General features: G+C 33.0%; 22 protein-coding genes. 6 read left to right on the plus strand and 16 right to left on the minus strand.

Annotated features, from left to right (window positions below; genetic code table 11):
• Positions 1–7 precede the first annotated feature (7 nt).
• From MKX31_RS11865 to MKX31_RS11880, 4 genes are all read right to left on the minus strand, one after another.
• Positions 8–394, minus strand: coding sequence for a ribosomal maturation YjgA family protein (locus MKX31_RS11865; protein WP_098111921.1), 387 nt, complete (start codon positions 392–394; stop codon positions 8–10).
• 65 nt (positions 395–459) lie between these two features.
• On the minus strand, positions 460–1,167 hold the full coding sequence (locus tag MKX31_RS11870; protein ID WP_064475496.1) for a class I SAM-dependent methyltransferase: 708 nt from the start codon (positions 1,165–1,167) through the stop codon (positions 460–462).
• A gap of 21 nt (positions 1,168–1,188) precedes the next feature.
• Complete coding sequence (locus MKX31_RS11875; RefSeq protein WP_098111923.1) at positions 1,189–1,542, minus strand: MmcQ/YjbR family DNA-binding protein; 354 nt, start codon at positions 1,540–1,542, stop codon at positions 1,189–1,191.
• Positions 1,543–1,557: 15 nt separating this feature from the next.
• The gene (locus tag MKX31_RS11880) at positions 1,558–1,962 is read right to left on the minus strand and encodes a GNAT family N-acetyltransferase (RefSeq protein WP_098103155.1); all 405 of its coding nucleotides are present in this window, start codon (positions 1,960–1,962) and stop codon (positions 1,558–1,560) included.
• A 307-nt stretch (positions 1,963–2,269) separates the two neighbouring features.
• Here MKX31_RS11880 and MKX31_RS11885 point away from each other — a divergent pair, with 307 nt between their 5' ends.
• Both MKX31_RS11885 and MKX31_RS11890 read left to right on the plus strand, forming a co-directional pair.
• Positions 2,270–3,655, plus strand: a complete 1,386-nt coding sequence (locus tag MKX31_RS11885; RefSeq protein ID WP_098111214.1) for an S-layer homology domain-containing protein — start codon at positions 2,270–2,272, stop codon at positions 3,653–3,655.
• Positions 3,656–3,657: 2 nt separating this feature from the next.
• Positions 3,658–3,870, plus strand: coding sequence for a DUF3006 domain-containing protein (locus MKX31_RS11890; RefSeq protein WP_064475499.1), 213 nt, complete (start codon positions 3,658–3,660; stop codon positions 3,868–3,870).
• Between the two features lie 67 nt (positions 3,871–3,937).
• Here the strand turns inward: MKX31_RS11890 and MKX31_RS11895 are convergent, their stop codons facing one another.
• The 11 genes from MKX31_RS11895 to recQ all read right to left on the minus strand — a co-directional run bounded on the left by MKX31_RS11895 (position 3,938) and on the right by recQ (position 14,175).
• Entirely contained in the window at positions 3,938–4,744 is an 807-nt protein-coding gene (locus MKX31_RS11895) for a GH25 family lysozyme (protein WP_098103153.1), read from the minus strand.
• 285 nt (positions 4,745–5,029) lie between these two features.
• Positions 5,030–5,446 carry a GNAT family N-acetyltransferase gene (locus MKX31_RS11900; RefSeq protein ID WP_064475501.1) on the minus strand — a complete coding sequence of 139 codons (417 nt, stop codon included), beginning with the start codon at positions 5,444–5,446 and terminating at the stop codon, positions 5,030–5,032.
• Positions 5,447–5,478: 32 nt separating this feature from the next.
• Positions 5,479–5,850, minus strand: coding sequence for a hypothetical protein (locus tag MKX31_RS11905; RefSeq protein ID WP_064475502.1), 372 nt, complete (start codon positions 5,848–5,850; stop codon positions 5,479–5,481).
• 207 nt (positions 5,851–6,057) lie between these two features.
• Positions 6,058–6,570 (minus strand): GNAT family N-acetyltransferase, encoded by a 513-nt coding sequence (locus tag MKX31_RS11910; protein WP_033662712.1) that lies wholly within the window; start codon positions 6,568–6,570, stop codon positions 6,058–6,060.
• A 43-nt stretch (positions 6,571–6,613) separates the two neighbouring features.
• On the minus strand, positions 6,614–7,615 hold the full coding sequence (locus MKX31_RS11915; RefSeq protein ID WP_098111215.1) for an HAAS signaling domain-containing protein: 1,002 nt from the start codon (positions 7,613–7,615) through the stop codon (positions 6,614–6,616).
• The gene (locus MKX31_RS11920; RefSeq protein WP_061679735.1) at positions 7,602–7,949 is read right to left on the minus strand and encodes a PadR family transcriptional regulator; all 348 of its coding nucleotides are present in this window, start codon (positions 7,947–7,949) and stop codon (positions 7,602–7,604) included. The genes MKX31_RS11915 and MKX31_RS11920 overlap by 14 nt, the downstream gene beginning before the upstream one ends.
• Before the next feature lie 169 nt (positions 7,950–8,118).
• The gene (locus MKX31_RS11925; RefSeq protein WP_064475504.1) at positions 8,119–8,451 is read right to left on the minus strand and encodes a DUF952 domain-containing protein; all 333 of its coding nucleotides are present in this window, start codon (positions 8,449–8,451) and stop codon (positions 8,119–8,121) included.
• An 82-nt stretch (positions 8,452–8,533) separates the two neighbouring features.
• Complete coding sequence (locus MKX31_RS11930) at positions 8,534–10,609, minus strand: HelD family protein (protein ID WP_242288812.1); 2,076 nt, start codon at positions 10,607–10,609, stop codon at positions 8,534–8,536.
• Between the two features lie 116 nt (positions 10,610–10,725).
• The gene (locus MKX31_RS11935; RefSeq protein ID WP_340980895.1) at positions 10,726–11,469 is read right to left on the minus strand and encodes a class I SAM-dependent methyltransferase; all 744 of its coding nucleotides are present in this window, start codon (positions 11,467–11,469) and stop codon (positions 10,726–10,728) included.
• Positions 11,470–11,648: 179 nt separating this feature from the next.
• On the minus strand, positions 11,649–12,032 hold the full coding sequence (locus tag MKX31_RS11940) for a gamma-glutamylcyclotransferase family protein (protein ID WP_098112193.1): 384 nt from the start codon (positions 12,030–12,032) through the stop codon (positions 11,649–11,651).
• A 25-nt stretch (positions 12,033–12,057) separates the two neighbouring features.
• Positions 12,058–14,175: a DNA helicase RecQ gene (gene recQ / locus MKX31_RS11945; RefSeq protein WP_098112192.1), complete on the minus strand. Its 2,118-nt coding sequence runs from the start codon at positions 14,173–14,175 to the stop codon at positions 12,058–12,060.
• A 279-nt stretch (positions 14,176–14,454) separates the two neighbouring features.
• Between recQ and MKX31_RS11950 the strand changes: the two genes are divergently transcribed.
• The 4 genes from MKX31_RS11950 (at position 14,455) to MKX31_RS11965 (ending at position 17,001) form a co-directional block, all read left to right on the plus strand.
• On the plus strand, positions 14,455–14,616 hold the full coding sequence (locus tag MKX31_RS11950) for a hypothetical protein (RefSeq protein ID WP_176713064.1): 162 nt from the start codon (positions 14,455–14,457) through the stop codon (positions 14,614–14,616).
• 684 nt (positions 14,617–15,300) lie between these two features.
• Entirely contained in the window at positions 15,301–15,924 is a 624-nt protein-coding gene (locus MKX31_RS11955; RefSeq protein WP_064475509.1) for a hypothetical protein, read from the plus strand.
• A gap of 129 nt (positions 15,925–16,053) precedes the next feature.
• Positions 16,054–16,410 (plus strand): hypothetical protein, encoded by a 357-nt coding sequence (locus MKX31_RS11960; protein WP_064475510.1) that lies wholly within the window; start codon positions 16,054–16,056, stop codon positions 16,408–16,410.
• 138 nt (positions 16,411–16,548) lie between these two features.
• The gene (locus tag MKX31_RS11965; RefSeq protein ID WP_064475511.1) at positions 16,549–17,001 is read left to right on the plus strand and encodes a hypothetical protein; all 453 of its coding nucleotides are present in this window, start codon (positions 16,549–16,551) and stop codon (positions 16,999–17,001) included.
• A 2-nt stretch (positions 17,002–17,003) separates the two neighbouring features.
• On the opposite strand, the gene MKX31_RS11970 is transcribed toward MKX31_RS11965, so the two are convergent.
• Positions 17,004–17,186, minus strand: a complete 183-nt coding sequence (locus tag MKX31_RS11970) for a hypothetical protein (RefSeq protein WP_306461243.1) — start codon at positions 17,184–17,186, stop codon at positions 17,004–17,006.
• Positions 17,187–17,463: the final 277 nt, after the last annotated feature.

Raw genomic sequence — 17,463 nt, forward strand, 5'->3', positions numbered from 1 at the left:
ACATCTATTATTTCTTCCGTAACATAAACTCACAAAACATTCCAATCCCAACACCAATTGTATAAGCAACTAAATCACTCCACAAACATCCGTAACCTAATACGAGTCCGCCTAAAGTCGTTGCACGAATGCTATCTATCCATCCGGCATGATACAATTGGCTCACTTCAATCCCATAACAAAACAGCAAACTTATAAAAGCCAATTTCATCGTGTTTATTTTAGGAAATAAAAATCCGCATCCAGTAAAAATCATACATGCCCATAAAGCATCACCTAAGTACTCGTTTAATAGATGAGGTAACGCAAAAGCTAACTTTCTTGAGCTAAGACCTAAAATAATTATAACGATAGTAAATAGCGCATATAATAATCTACTTCGTTTCTTATTCATCTCAAAATCTCCTAATATGTAATTTAAAACTGTAAATAGCTAGTAAAATATAATTATTTTACTAGCTATTTTTTAATCGCTTTCATAATAAGAAAATGTGGATTTGTATTTAGATAATGATATGATTTTTCGTTTACTTCTCTCATTTTTTCAACTGGCCTCGGTTCCTCTATTTTATCTAACACAAAATAATTTGTTGTTTCATTAATTATATCTTGGAGTGATCTTCTAAAAAAACTAACTTCTATTGTAATATTTGGTTTAACCCAAGTATCTACTAATAATTGTTTTTCGAAATAATTTTCACAAGGAAACTTTGTAAAGTCCATAAAAGGATGATGAATGGAGTATATAAATTCGCCATCTGGCTTCAATACGCGATGAAACTCCTGAAATACTTTATTCCAATTTTCTAAGTAATGAAGCGTTAACGAACTTACAATAACATCAAAAGTATTATCTTCAAATGGTAATACTTCTTGCAAATCATGACAAAGAAACGTTGCTTTATTACCCGTACTTTCCTTTGCAGCTTTTACCATTTCAGAACTTACGTCAATTGCAGTAACATTTGCTCCTCTTTCTAAAAATTGAGAAGTATACCATCCAGCTGCACATCCAGCATCTAGTATACTCTTCCCTTCTAAATTCTTTGGAATCATCTCCATCATCGCTGGTCTTTCGTAATAGCTATTATATGGATTTGCCACATCTAGGTTTTCTTTATATGTACTCGCTAATTTATCATATGTACCTTTAATCGTGTCTTTCAATACTGCCACCCCTTATACATATTAATTTAATAACTCTTGCTGCTTTTTCTTTGAAAATGATTGTAGAACTAAATCATATGACCAATCAATCATCTTATTAATTTGCTCTTGCTCTATATCTTTATGTATATACACTGTATTCCAATGCTTTTTATTCATATGATACCCCGGAATGATTGCTTCTGGATACTCTTCTCTTAATCTTAATGCAAGTTCTGGATCACATTTTAAAGTAATCGCAGCTTTTTCTCCTTCTTCATGGTTTACTATCGCAAATATTTTATTATTAAGCCTCATACATGTTGCATTCCAACCATCAGGAGAATCTTCTGTTGCTTTTCTTTTTGATAAACAATATGTTCTTGTTGTATTCATTCTCATTGGCACCTCTTATTCTTTCACTATTTGATTACGATGCATCACAATTTGCTTTGTCGCTTGAAATTTCTGTTCACCATAAAACTTTATTAATTTCTCTCCACAAAATAGACTAACAATATGAACATGAGATATTTCTTGAAGTAATATTGTAAGCATCTTCTCTCCAATACCTTTATTTCTTACATTCTCATGTACGACAACATCTTCTATGTACGCTCGAAAAACGCCATCAGAAACAACTCTAGCAAATCCAATTAATTCATTTTCTTCCCATACCCCAATTGCTATACTATGCTTTAACATTTTTTGAATATCGATTTCTTTTCTTTCTGGCCACCAACCGACAGAGTCATAAAGTTTTTTTATTTTTTCTACGCAAATTGGTTGTTCATTTTGCAATTTATATGTGTACATTTTCCTTCTCCCATCAAATTGCTCATTATATATAATTTGTCTTACTTTACTTCTTTCCATATAAAACTATAGAATCCAACCTGTTACAAAAAACCTTCATAAAATAAATTTATTATATCGATTTTACAATTGCAATCGTTACTCTCATCCTTTCATATTAATTATACCAAATATACAAAATAAGAGAAAATCAATGAATATAACACCAAAAGTATTTCTATTATAATATTTACCTATTAAAACTTGAATTTATTGAAAAAAATGGTAAAGTTAATTAGGTAAAAAATACATAAAGTGAGGCGATCTTTTGAAAAAGTTTAGTTTATTATTAACAGCATTTGTCATAATCTTATCATTATTCATCCCTAATTTTACAAGTGCTAAATCTTTCCCTGATGTCCAATCTAATCATTGGGCAATTAAAGAAATTAACTATTTATCGGATAAAGGTATCATTAAAGGTACGCCAGAAGGAACTTTTAAACCGAGTGATGATGTAACTCGTGGACAAATGGCCTTAATGCTAGATTTATCATTAAAATTAGAAAAACCATCTAGCTATAATCATATTTTTTCCGATGTAGCCAAAGGTATCTATTACTATGATTCTGTACATAAGTTAGCACATAATAACATTGTACAACGTGAAACAAACTATTTCCCTGACCGCTCATTAACTCGTGCAGAAATGGCAGTAGTTTTAGTTAAAACTTTTAATTTGAAGTCTACAGGTGCAGACGTCAATTTCCCTGATGTTCCATCTAATCACTGGGGTTACAATTATGTCAAAATTTTAGCACAAAATAATATTACTACTGGATTGCCTGATGGTACATTTGGTCCAGGTGTAAAAGTAACTCGTGAGCAATTCGCTGCATTTTTGGCTCGTGTATTAGAACCAAATTTCCGTCCAGCTCTTCCTAAGCCAAAAGGTAACTTAGAGGTACATTATATTGATGTCGGACAAGGTGATGCTACTTTTATTAAATCTCCAAGTGGAGAAACGATCCTTATTGACGCTGGTAACAACGGCAAAGGTAAAGTAGTAGCAAATTATTTAAAAGGATTAGGATTCCAAACTATTGATTATATGATTGCCACTCATCCTGATGCTGATCATGTAGGCGGATTAGATGAAGTGCTTTATGCTATGAATGTAAAAAACGTTTATGCCCCTAAAGTAAGTCATACGACACAAACGTTCAAAGACTTCCTAACTGCAGTAGCTAACAAAGGATTAACAATTAAAGAAGCGAAATCTGGAGTAACTTTACCAATCAACGGTTTAAACTCACAATTTTTAGCTCCCGTGAAAGAATACGGTAACGATCTAAATGAGTGGAGTGCGGTATTAAAAGTAACACACGGTAGCAAATCTTTCTTATTTACTGGTGATGCTGAATCTAAAAGCGAAAAAGATATGGTTCTAGCACATGGTTCTAACCTAAAATCTGATGTATTAAAACCTGGTCATCATGGAAGTAAGACATCTTCTTCTCAGCCATTTTTAGATGCAGTGAAACCAAGTATCGCTCTGATCAGTGCCGGTGCAGGTAACCGCTATGGCCATCCTACACAGGAAACTTTGGCAAAGTTAAATGCAATGTCTGTTAATGTATATAGAACAGATTTAAATGGAACTGTAGTTATTAATAGTGATGGTTCAAAAATTTCTGTAAGAACGGAGAGATAATTATGAAAAGAGGTATTATTGACCGTTTTGAAGGCGAACTAGCAGTTATTGAAGTAAATAACGTAACAATTGATGTACCTAAATCAAAACTCCCTTCTACTGCAAAAGAAGGTGATATTCTTATAATCGAGGATGATACGTATACAATTGATAAGAACGAAACAGATAAAAGAAGACGTGAAATCCAGAATTTAATGGATAAATTATTTGAATAGCAAGATTCAATAATAATTTGAGAAGAGCCGTCCTGTTGGATGGCTCTTCTTTTTTCACATATAGGAGCTATTTAACTTCATACCACCAACCTTTTTGATCAAGCCAGCCTTTCATAGCATTTAATTGCGTATCACTGGTAGGTTCAGTAACAAAATACGTTAAACCATCCGATTGTAAAATGAAGGTAGCAGTCATTTTTAAAGAAGTTAATGCTCCCATAACATCTGGAGTTTCATAAGGTGAAAAGGCTCCAGATTGGATAATATTTTGTTTAGAAACTTGTGCCTGTATATTTTCTTGTTTTGGTACTGATTCAGTAAACCAGAAAAGTGGCTTATTTCCTATTAATTGATTTAAATCACATTTTCCAATACCTGGTACATCACCTGTCTCGGTGTATTGCCAAATATCACAAGGATATGCTGGTTTATTACCTCCATATCTAGGAATCCATACAAAATCACTTTTTACGTTCGCCATACCGAATGGTTCATATACATGATGACCAACATATAAGCCAACTTTCTTAGCTCCTAGTCGGCGTAATTCATCGATAAAAGCTTGTGTACCGGCTCTCATATCATCCATTGTTTTTACTTCTACATCAGCCGCCCAAACTGTAGCGCTCTTATCACCGCGATTCCAAAAATCTTGCGCTTCCTTCTTCGCATCAGAAATTGAAATAAATCGGCAAAATGCATAATTACCGAAAGGAATATTTCTTATTTTCATTGCTTGAGCGTAATTTTTATATAAAGGGTCTACGTAATTCGAACCATCTTGTACCCTAGCGATTACGAAATCTAATTGTGGAGCTGCTACATCCCAGTTAATGTTACCGTTCCATTTCGAAATATCTACAATATAACCCATTGCTTAACACCTCCTTTATCATTATTATATTCAGAGCTCGTCTTATTGCTCTTCCTCTCCTAAAAATTCAATAGTATTTATTAGTACATATAGTAAATACGACAAGTGTCTTTTACAAAGACAGTAACTCATTTACAGTAAAAAAGAAAATCATAGCTATACGAATCGTACTATTTGTCCCCATAATTACATCAGCTTGAGTAGTTGCTATAAATTAAAAATAGCATCACCTTGTTTGGTGATGCTTTTAAAATCCACTTTCCTTCTAGAACACGAATACTATTACTATAACCGCTTCTCTAAAAAGTGTTGACTATGTCCTTTAGGATGATCTTCAACTACACCATATTCTCGGTATCCGTGCTTTTTATAAAATTCTGGTGCTTGAAAACTAAATGAATCTAATAATATTAATCTACAACGTTTTTCCTTCGCAATGTCTTCAATTTTATGTAACAGTTGACTACCATAACCATCATGACGAACTGATTCATCAACCCACAAAAAATCTATATGAAGGTGATAAAAATACATCGTTCCTGTTACCCCGCCAAAGATTTTTCCACCCTCATCTTTCACTACGAAACTTACTTGTTCCATCGGCTGTTTTGCTTCATCTGTTAAAATAGACATGTTATATTGAATTACTTTATTTTTTATGTATTCTCCTTCAGCGCGAGTCCCATTCTCTAAGTGTTTCATATATTTCTTCCTTTCAATTTAGTTAGCTACCTTTAATTTTTCCTTTTCCTTTTTAAAATACTAATAAACACGAATCCACCATAAGTAACAAAACATGAAAAACCAATTATCCCTGGCACAGAGACATAGCCTATTCTTATATAACTTATAACGGCAAAACAAGCGATAGATAATAAAATAGATGGCCAAAATATAAGTGCTGTTTTTCTTCGTCTCTGTTTCGATGTACTTTCTTTCTCTTCAGAAACACGTGTGCCAAAAAGCAATACAATACAAATGAGGATTGCTGCAAAGTAAATTGTATCTAATGACAGATTATGATCGTAAATCGCGATTCCAACTTCCATAGCGATAATCGTTAAAATTAATATGATGATTGTTGAAGTTTTTAAGTTTCTTTTCAATCACTCACCCCTAGTATGCCTTTGCTATACTTTTTGTAAATGCATATCCATACCTCTTTTTATATTGTTTTATCATCTTCTCACAATTCGATATAGAATATAAAAAACCTTTTTTATTACATGTTATTTATCCATACAATAAAAAAGATAGCATGAAATTTTCCCATACTATCTTTCTAAAATACATAATTCGCATAACGCAAACATTTACTCTTCCGTAGGCTTTTTAGGACCATTAAGCTCCAATTGATAAAAAGCTAAATCTAACCACCTGTTAAACTTATAACCAGCCTTCTTAATTGTCCCCGCATGAACAAATCCATAGTTTTCATGTAAGGCAATGCTTTTCTCATTTTCTGCATCAATTCCAGCAATTAAGGTCATATATTCCCTTTCTTTTGCAACTGTAATCAATGCTTTCATTAAAGAAGTTCCTATCCCATTTTTTCTATATTCCTTATGAACGTACACAGAATGCTCAATTGAATATTTATAGGCAGGCCAAGCTCTAAACGGGCCAAATGTCGCAAATCCTACTATTTTATTATCTAATTCACATACTAAAATCGGATAGCCGTTAGCCTTTTTTTGTTCATACCAATCTATTCTATTTTCAAGGGTTACAGGTTTATACGTATAGACGGCTGTTGTATTCAATATAGCATCATTATAAATATCTAACATGTATGTTACATCTTGTTTCCTTGCTTCCCTTATCATTGCTTTCTTCCTTTCATAAAGTATATCTTCTTTCCTTTCACTACTACATACGAATACGAGCTTTTCGGAAACCATCAAATATATTTAATACCGCAGATAAAATATAAATGATAATACCTCCACCAATTAACCACTTTTTAAATTCCTCTGGAGAAGTAGTAAACACATTTGCCACATACGTAATAAATCCTTCGTTAAATAAATGTGGATTTACTACAATTACAATGAATACTATTGTTCCAGCTATTTGAAGTATAGCATTCCCGATTGCTAATCTTCGCGTCCATTGTCCCTGTACTAACTTATAAAGAGATATACCTATTTCAAATACAATCATAATAGCAACGATTGGACAATACTGAATTAATACATCTTGATTAAACGTCGGCGCAATAAACTTCAATCCATTTTCCGTACCGTGGTATACGCCAACGAGATGATTCGCATAAAAGTAAAGTGTCGCCCATATTGCCGTCCACATTAGACCTCCAAACACTTCGAACTTTGAGATCGACTTTTTCTTTGGAACATACGAAGTATTTTTCAAATCATCAGGCGTCCATTTTTTTAAACTTGTCGTCAACGGTTGAGTACCTTTGTCTTTATCTGTTCTTTCTAAAATTGCAAATACAAGTGTCAACCAGAAAAATACATGGAGGCCTACTTCGACAATTTCCCCAATTCCTTTACCTATCAAATTTAAAATAACATTTAATACCGCTTGCTCACCATTATATCCTACAAAATTTTCTGCAACCATTGCAATAAGTGCGATTACAGCTGCTATTGGTATGATCATTTTTAACAATGTCGTATATACATCAAAATAACGTGGTCCAATTAAATGCATCGGTCTATCCAGATAGCCATTAGCCAATGAAACTGGGCTTCCCAATTTTTCAAGGACACTCTTTACATCTTCCTCATTATACTCATCAGGTAACATATCCTCGATAGTTGACCGTAGTTCAAGAATAATATCTTCACGATTTTTTTCAGGTAATCTCTTCGCTACTTCTTCGACATAAATATCAATCAAATTCATTCTTGTCCTCCTCCTTTAATAAGTTATAAAGTTCTTTCGAATCCTTTATCCATTCCTTTTTTAACTGCAAAAATATCTCTAATCCGTATTCACTTAAAACGTAATACTTACGAGGCCTACTCTCCGTTTTATCCCAACTACTCGTCACTAGCTCTTGCTTTTCTAATCGGCGAAGTAGTGGATATAAAGTACTTTGATCGATTGTGATCCCTGATTGCTCCAATAATTGGACAAGTGAATACCCATACTGCGGTGTTCTTAACTGGCTTAAAACCGCTAATGTTAATGTCCCTCTTCTTAGTTCAGTAATTAACGAATTTAATAAAGCATCCATTCACTCACCTCATTTCCATTACTATATGTCATACAGTATATGTTTTATACTATGTATCGTACAGTATTAGTGTGATAAAAACAATGCGTATTTACAAAAAATAGATAATAAAAAAGCACAAACTATATAATTTGTGCTTTTCTTGTTAATTTAAACGGCTATTACAACCTTAATTTTGTACCTCTTGTAATATAAACTCTCCTTTTTCTTTAGTAAATGGGGTAACACCTACAATTGCCTCAATATTAATTACTCCATATACATGCGGATATTCTTGACCGTTAGAAGCAAGTTCATATTTTATTTCTGCTTTTATTAAGGATGGATCGATTGTCAGTAATAAAACATCTTCTTCATGACTAAAATATTTTTCAACAACTTTTAAAGCTTGCTGTAAAAATGAACAATGAATAAATCCCTCTTCTTTAAGTGAAGCTTCATTAACTTCTCCATCTACCTTTGCGATTTCCCAATTTCTTTTTGTTATTACTTTTGTTATCATAGTTATCCTCTCTCCATGTCTTTATATAGAAAAACAAGAGGTTCTTCTTTTTGTTACTAGAAAATCCTCTTGTATGTAATATTTATTTTAATCCATTAATTAAAGGCGATATTTCTCCGCTATGGAAAATCCATAAATCATGAAGTGACCTTGTACATCCGACATATAGTAACTTTGCATCATGTTTCGTATTTTTATAATGTTCTTCATCAACATCGATTAATAGAACAGCATCAAATTCTAGCCCTTTTGCCAAGTATACAGGTACTACTGAAATACCACCTTCATATTTACTTTGATCTGCTTCAATGACGTTTACGGCCAATCCTGCTTTTGTTAATTTTCCATATATATCGCGGCATTCATCGTCTGTTCTTCCTATTACCGCAATGGTTTTCACATCTTCGTTTTGTAGATGTTTTAACGTCTTCATAATCTCATTAAATTGATCTTCTGCATGGATTACCTTAACATCTTCACCACTGCGAAAAACTGGTGTTGCGAGCCCAACTGGAATCTCTGCATTTTTAATTATTTCGTTCGCAAATTCTATAATTTCTTTTGTAGAACGATAACTTCTCGTCAGTTCATAATAACCTGTTTCTTGGAATACTTCTTTAAAAGCACTCCAATCTTCAATCCCTTGATAATCATAAATTGCTTGAGATAAATCACCTAATATAGTAAAAGAATTACCTAGTGTAATTTCTTTTACTACATAAACTTGGAATGGCGAGAAATCTTGCGCTTCATCAATAACGACGTGATGGAATTTCTGTCCGATTTCAATACCTGTTATGCGGTGATGTATGTAAATTAAAGCTGGTAAATCTTCTACATACACTTCTTTTTTACGACAACTCTTTTCAGTTTCTTTCACAAGTTCTTCAGGCAATACTTCGAGTATTTCTTTACTTTTCAATATTGAACTATATAGTGAAAGTGCACTCATTTTCGGCCAAAACTTCATATATGTGTTCAATCTCTTTGTCGCTTCTTTTTTTAGTAATTTCTTCTCGTTTGTTTCTCCATACTTTTTCAGTTCAATTTCAATCCAGCGCTTCATTCTGCCGACTAATCTTTCTCTTCTTTTCTTTAATGGATAATGTTTATATTCAACTTGCATCCATTTTTTTATGTCTTCTACCGGAATAATAGCTTTGTCCCATGCCTCAAAATTACTTGTTGGTACTAATTCATTTTCAAATTGAATCATTCTCTCTTCAATAAAGGACTTAAATTCCAGTGTACCTTTCAATTTACCGAGCATAACCTTTTCTTCATCACGATTAATAGAAAAGGCTTCTTTCAATTTTTCTTCTGTCTGCTTCAATTTCACCGAATCATCTAACGTACGTAATGCCCAATCTGGAAATGTTGTTTGACTAATATTCCCTACACCTAATTCAGGAAGTACACTCGAAATATAGTCTAAAAACAGACTATTCGGAGCGAATACAATCATTCTCTCAGCTTCTAGCTGCTCACGATATTCATAAATTAAAAAAGCAAGGCGATGTAAAGCAATCGTTGTTTTTCCGCTTCCCGCAACCCCTTGAATCAATAATGGTAAGTTTCTTTCCGCACGAATAATATCATTTTGCTCCGATTGTATCGTTGAAACAATATCTTTTAGTTTATTATCTTTATTTTCACCTAATCGATATAGAAGAAAATCATCGGCATGAGATACATCTTCATTTCCTTTTACATATGTATCAACAACACGTTCTAGTTCTCTTTTTCGGATAGAGATATTTCGCTTTAAATAAACATCACCTTCTACTAATCCGTCTGGCGATTGATAAAACGCTAATTCATCTCCCCCGGTAAATGAATAAAACATACTTGCGACAGGTGCCCGCCAATCAATTACAATTGGTTTCATCGTATCTTTATGTGAAACACCTACTTTACCGATGTAAATCGGCATAACATCTTCCTTACCATCCTCCTGAAAATCTAATCTTCCAAAGTATGGCTCCTGCACACCAATACGTAAGTTTTGTCTATTAGACTCCCTCATACTTTCAAGAATTTGCTCTTTAAAATCTTCTCCATAATAAACTGGAATTTTTTCAAGTTGTTCTAATTGATCCTCCATCGTACATAACGTATCTTTCATTTTTTGTAACTCTTCGTCAAAAATGCTGTTCATTTGATGATTCCCTCCTGTCCGTTCTAATTTTTCAGTCGAGATACAATTGTATTAAAAATCCATTTATAAAGTCAATAGATTTAGCAAGAATTTTCTAAATCAAAAAAGAATAGAGATTAATCCCTACTCTTCCTTACTTTAATTCGATATGCCAAACATTCATTTAATGTTGCTAATTCTTTATATTTTCGTTTTTCAAAATCATATGCTCCGCCTGGGAAGAACCCTACAATACTTAATCCAGCTTCAGCACATAGATTGCTAATCTCATCTACCGTATAACATCGTAAAGACTGTGTAACTATATCATTGGGATTATTAGGGTGCCACCAATGATCTAACATTCTTTCATTTATACTATCATATTCGTATTTTCGCATAGCTGCACTTAAGGTCATTTCTTGTCCACTTACTTTTTTCCAATACAATGGTTGATACATATCAATAAGTGCACATCCATCATCCTTCATCCAGTTTTTAATGCGTTTTAATAGAATCAATTGCTCATCATCTGTTCCTACACCAAATCCATCAAAATAACTAACAACATCAAACTTTTCTTCAAAATTAATTTTATAAAAATCAGCGCAATGAATATCTATATCATTAGTAGAATGTTCTTTTGCAAACATAACTAACTCTGGAACAAGCTCAACAGTAGTCATCTTTACACGTAACTTAGACATCGCCCTTGCAAATCCACCATTTCCTGCACCTAGTTCTAACATCGACTGAAATGGATGTCCAATTTGCTCTTTAACTTCTTTCGCAACTTGATTTAACCAGCTTTCTGTATTGATATCGTAATTGGATAGTTTAAATTGTTTTTCGTAAAATTCTCTCACATTTAATTCATTCATTATTATTCTCCTCCTGCAATAGATTTTTCTTCTACAGGTGAAAAACTAAATTTCTGACACCCATGAAAAAATCATTATTATTCCCTATATTTACAATTTATCAAAATAATAAGAAAATTAAAAGTATAAATATTAAAAGCAGATAATGGATGATACCACTATCTGCTCTATGGCTGCTATTATTTTTCTTGTTGATACTCTACCCAATCACCAGAAATGATAACTTTCTTTAGCATCCTTATATCTTGAGCAACATACACAAATGCACGTATTTCTCTATCACCTAAATAAACCGTTTCGGTGATTCGGTCATATAAATCACTTTCTGCATTACCTGTATATTCTTCAAGTTCATCTAATTTTTGCAGAACAACCTCATTTACTTCATAAACTTCTCCGTATACTTTGTCCTCATTTGAACAAATCATTGCCGGATACCCTTCGTTTGTATCAAATAATTTACCATACGTCCATGCTCCGTCTGCGATGCATATTGCCCCTTGCATAAAATGAGCATTCGTTTGCTCTTTTCTTAATGTGCCATACACGAAAACGTGATGCATATATCCCTATCCCCTTTTTATATATCTACTTTCTAAATTGTAAATATGCACGAATCATAAAGTAACTCACTTCATTTGGAAGTTGTTCCTTAATTGATTTCAGACCACCCTCTGCATTTTGCACGGCAGTTTCAATCAGTGATTCATATTCTGCAGGAACAAAACTGTTCCAGTCTATTTCCATTCCATCTTCAAAAGAGCGAATTAAATGATTTTCAATTGTTTGTCTTGATAAGCCACGTTCTTTCGCAATTTCATCTAGATCAATGCCTTGTTTATACATTTCATACGTTTCTAAATGAGAATTTGCTGAAGCTTTCCCTGACTTTTTCCGCTCTGTCACTACTTCTGTTTTAACTGTTTCGGCATAGTTTGGATTGTCCTTAATAAAGTGCTGAACTGCTTGTAAGAAGTGAGAACCATACTTCACAAGTTTATGTTCGCCGATCCCTTTCACAGTTAAAAGTTCAGAGTCACTTTGCGGCATTTTTGCACACATATCTTTCAACGTTTGATCAGAGAAAATAACGAATGGAGGTACACCTTCTCCTTGCGCAATTTCTTTACGTACTTCGCGAAGCACTTCAAATAAAGGATGATCTTGAACAATTTGTCTTGTCTCTACTCGTTCTTTACGTAAAACATTCTCTTTACCTAATAATACTTCTTTCCCTTTTTCCGTAACTTTTAATGTTGGATACGTACCATGTTCAACTGCAATTAACTCATCTGAAATTAGAAACTCAATAAATTCACTGACTTCTTTGACGCTTCGATTTGATAGTAATCCGTATGTTGGTAAAGTATGAAAATTAAATTCAATAACTTTCTTATTTTTAGATCCAGTTAGTACTTGTGCAATCATTTGTTTTCCAAATCGCTGGTTCGTCCTAATCATGCAAGATAGAACCATTTGTGATTCTCTCGTCACATCGATACTTTCGCGGTCGTCCGTACAATTACCGCAGCGGCCGCAATCTTCTTTCGGTTCTTCTCCAAAGTATTGCAAAATAAATGATTGTAAACATTGTTCTGTATGACAGTAATCAGTCATATTTTGCAGTTTTTCAAGTTCATTTGAAAAACGAGATTCTCCTGTCGATTGGTCAATTAAAAAGCGCTGTACTTGCACATCTTGAGAAGAATATAACAATATACATGCACTATCTAATCCATCACGGCCAGCACGTCCTGCTTCTTGATAATAACTTTCCATGTTTTTTGGCAGTTGATAATGGATAACGTAACGAATATTCGATTTATCAATTCCCATCCCAAATGCAGATGTCGCTACCATTACACTCACTTCATCACGTAAAAAGAGTTCTTGCTGCTCATTTCGATCTGTATCACTCATACCAGCATGGTATTTTGATACAGAAACTCCTGCTTTCATTAAATCTTCATACAACTGATCAACTACTTTTCTAGTAGCTGCATATATAATCCCAGATTCTTTTTGATTTTGACGAATATAATCCGCTAAATATGCATTACGATCTTGTCCTTTAATAACAGAAAATGATAAGTTCTCGCGCTCAAACGTTGTCATAATCGTATTTTCTTGATTAATTCCAAGCGTGTTGCAAATATCTTCACGAACTTGTGGTGTTGCCGTCGCAGTTAATGCTAGGACAAGCGGTTTTTCTGGAAGATAATCTAATATGCGATGTATATGTAAATAACTCGGACGGAAATCATGTCCCCACTGCGAAATACAGTGCGCCTCATCAATTGCAATCATCGGGATTTTCATATCGATAAGTTGGTCAACAAATTCCATTGAATCAAGACGCTCCGGCGCCACATAAAGTAACTTATAATGTCCTTGTTTTGCTAATTGAATTCGTTGATTCGCTTCCGCAATCGAAATAGAACTATTAATATAAGTAGCTGAAATACCGTTTTGTACTAATGTATCTACTTGGTCTTTCATAAGTGAAATCAAAGGTGAAATAACTAATGTCGTTCCTTCGAATACTAATGCGGGAATTTGATAACAAATTGACTTACCACCGCCCGTAGGCATGATACAGACTGTATCTTTCCCATCTAATACATTTTTAATTGTTTCATCTTGCCCTCTTCGGAATGACGAATAACCGAAATAAGACGCTAAAAGTTCTTGTGCTTTTGTAAACAAAAAAGAGTCACCTGCTTTTCTTTATCTTTCATCTATTACTATTATATCATCACTTATGTGTCATGAAAGTGATGAATACAAGACTAACAGCTTGCTTTTTCATTATTTTATGCTTCTCTACGTTTTAGAGGTTGTTTAGCAACGGTGTTTTAATGGCTATTTATAAATTTTAAAACATAAATAAAGCACATATAAAATGAATTACAAAATAAATATACATTTTATTAATCTTCCTTGAATACTACTAATCTTATACATATGAATTCAGGAGGTTACTATATGAAACAGCAGAATATTAGTTCCACCAAGCAGAAAACAGTACCGAATCAACTCCAATTCTCGAATCATGATGCGTGGAAATATGAAGCATATTATAAATACCAGCCATTATTTTCTTATAAAAAGCTTTTTCATTTTCTTTCTCAACTTTTTAAACGTTAATACGTGTGCGAAATATATCCATTCACAAAACTTTTCTCAATATAAACCTTATAGACTTAATACAATACAGTTGATATCATATGACATATTCTGTTGGATAAAACCCCTTAATTTGACCTGCTTATATAAGCAGGTCTTTTTTGACTATTATATATTTCATTACGCTTTTAGATGCTTGCAAGTCTTTTCTCCATTTTATAACCATACTTCACTTACAACAAATGATTATATTAACCAGAAGTAAAATATAAGTTCTTAACATTTAATGAAGTAATTCTTTTTTTCTCAATACACAAAACGATTTTTACTTGTTACTATAAAAGTACTCTAGATGAGTTTTTGCTCATCAACATTATCTAGTTAAAGGGATCTGCTGCGGGAAGCGGATCCCTTTAACTTTATTAAAGATCCACTTTTATTTGGACACATTTACCAGGTTTTTTTAATAGAATTTTATGATAACATTACTTAGTCGAGTCCGACATCTCGGCAATACCCTTTTGAGGCTCTGCAACTTCCCTTGCAGAGCCTTGTTTATTTTTATATTCATTTTATTTATATATACCACAATAAAATCCTTCATCTTTTTCCATATCAATTTCTGAAATTAATCTAGGACACGTAACTAAAAATAAATTCCCATCATACTTTGAGTTATACATGTTCAAAGGAGTGTTACCGTTTATGTATTCTTATTGGCAATCGTATTACTCCCCCTATCATAACCCTTATGTACACTTTGATACATCTGTACGTAATTACCGAATTAGTAAAAACGAGAACTTTTTAAAAGGTTATATGCGTTCTTTATGGGAACAACATGTCGCTTGGACGAGATTAGCTATTATAAGTATTGTCTTTAATTTACCAGACGTTAACGTGACAGTTGGGCGTCTTCTTCAAAATGCAACACATATGGGACTATCACTTGAACCATTCTATGGTGAGGATGCTGTAAAAAAATATAGTGCATTAATTAAAGACCACTTAGTCATTGCTGCGGATCTAGTTAAAGCCGCAAAAGCTGGTGATCAAAATGCAGCTGCCGCTATAGAGAAAAAATGGTACGCTAATGGTGATGAAATTGTGGCGTTTCTTGCTAGCATCAACCCTTATATAGAAAAAGAAGAATTCAGAAAAATGTTTTATGAACATTTAGCACTTACGAAAGCAGAAGCGCTTGCCTTCCTAAATAAAGATTTTGAAGCAAGCGTAAAACTATATGATAAAATTGAAAAAGAAGCATTAGAAATGGCTGATATGATAACAAACGCAATCGTAAAACAATTCCCGCAAGTGTTTCAATAATAATAAGCCGATTTGAAAACACAAATCGGCTTATTAAACTTTCTATCAATGAAATTTCACCTCTCCTCTTTACATTTAACGTATATCGATATATTTTATTAATATCCGTTTTTTATAGGAGGAAATAGTTTGATTAACGCCATTGGTCTCGTATTTATCCTCACAAATAAACACGAGAAAAAGAAGAAAGTTTATCTAAATGAAAAATTCGCATTAATAGACATTATTGATTCTAAAGAAGTAATTGATGAAGAAGGGAACTCACTAGTAGAACTAACATGTAAATACAGTATTTATCTAGATGAAAAATATTACTGTAAATCTCTCGATGATTATACTGGACAAGTATTTCCGTTCTTGAGCGCTAAAATAGGAAAAGGTCTTCTTAGAAACTTAAATTACTATTTCTCTTACGTTGATGCCTATGATAAAAAACCACCCGTTAAAGAAATTAGACCACTTATGAAACAAGTAACGAACAGATAGCGAAATATACGCAAAAAAGAAAGCATCTAACTTCGGATGCTTTCTTTTTTGAATCAAGCACTCGTTAACTTCTATCTTTCTTCTAAAAATATGTATCTAGGCATACTTTAAATTAAAAACATTGGAGGATTAAACTGGATGAAATACTCAGAAACAATTGTTAGTAAACGGCTTCGAACACTTAAAATATTTACTATGTTTATCATGCTAGTTTTAATCGCATGGCTTGGATATACAAAATTAATTTTTGAAAACGGATTTCTTCAAGAAAAGAAACTTTCAGTTGAAGTAATGAATACTAGTATTACAGGTGAAATCGAACAAAGTTTCCATGTGAATTTACAAGGTTACCGTAAAATAGACGTTGATACTATTATAGATGCAAGTAAAACCGATCCGAGCGAACTATCATTAATCGAGCTAATTAATACATCTTGTTCGCGAGATTGCATAAGTGAACCATTGACATATGTGGACGAAAACAATGGATATATCTTTTATAAGGAATCTACCGGAACTAATGTAGCTATCAAGATTAAAAAACAAGACACGTGGGAAATTGTAAAAAAATCTGTTCAAGATGGAATATAACCTTAAAAAATTAAAGAGTACTTAGCGTACTCTTTTTTATTATTAATACCCTTCATGTTTACAATGACATTTCGGTTTCTCTTTACAATTGCATTTTTCACAATCACACTTCGATTTCTCCTTGCAGCGACACTCGTCACAATCACATTTCGGTTTCTCTTTGCAACGACATTCGTGACAATCACATTTCGGTTTCTCTTTGCAACGACATTCGTGACAATCACATTTCGGTTTCTCTTTGCAACGACATTCGTGACAATCCCTGCATTTACATCCACATCTTCCGAACATTAAATCATCCCAAAATGAACGCCTGCAATTACAATGATTCCCCATAAATATTCCTCCTCCTAAATAGAATTCATCATATTCTATGATGAAAAGTAGAAAGAGGTTTGTTTACTAGTCTACATTCTAGATTTATAAGTATAGTTATAAATGTTATAATTTTCTATTAGTTGT

Origin of the sequence: Bacillus sp. FSL M8-0063 (assembly GCF_038005545.1) — a bacterium.
In the GTDB taxonomy this organism is placed as follows: domain Bacteria; phylum Bacillota; class Bacilli; order Bacillales; family Bacillaceae_G; genus Bacillus_A; species Bacillus_A wiedmannii.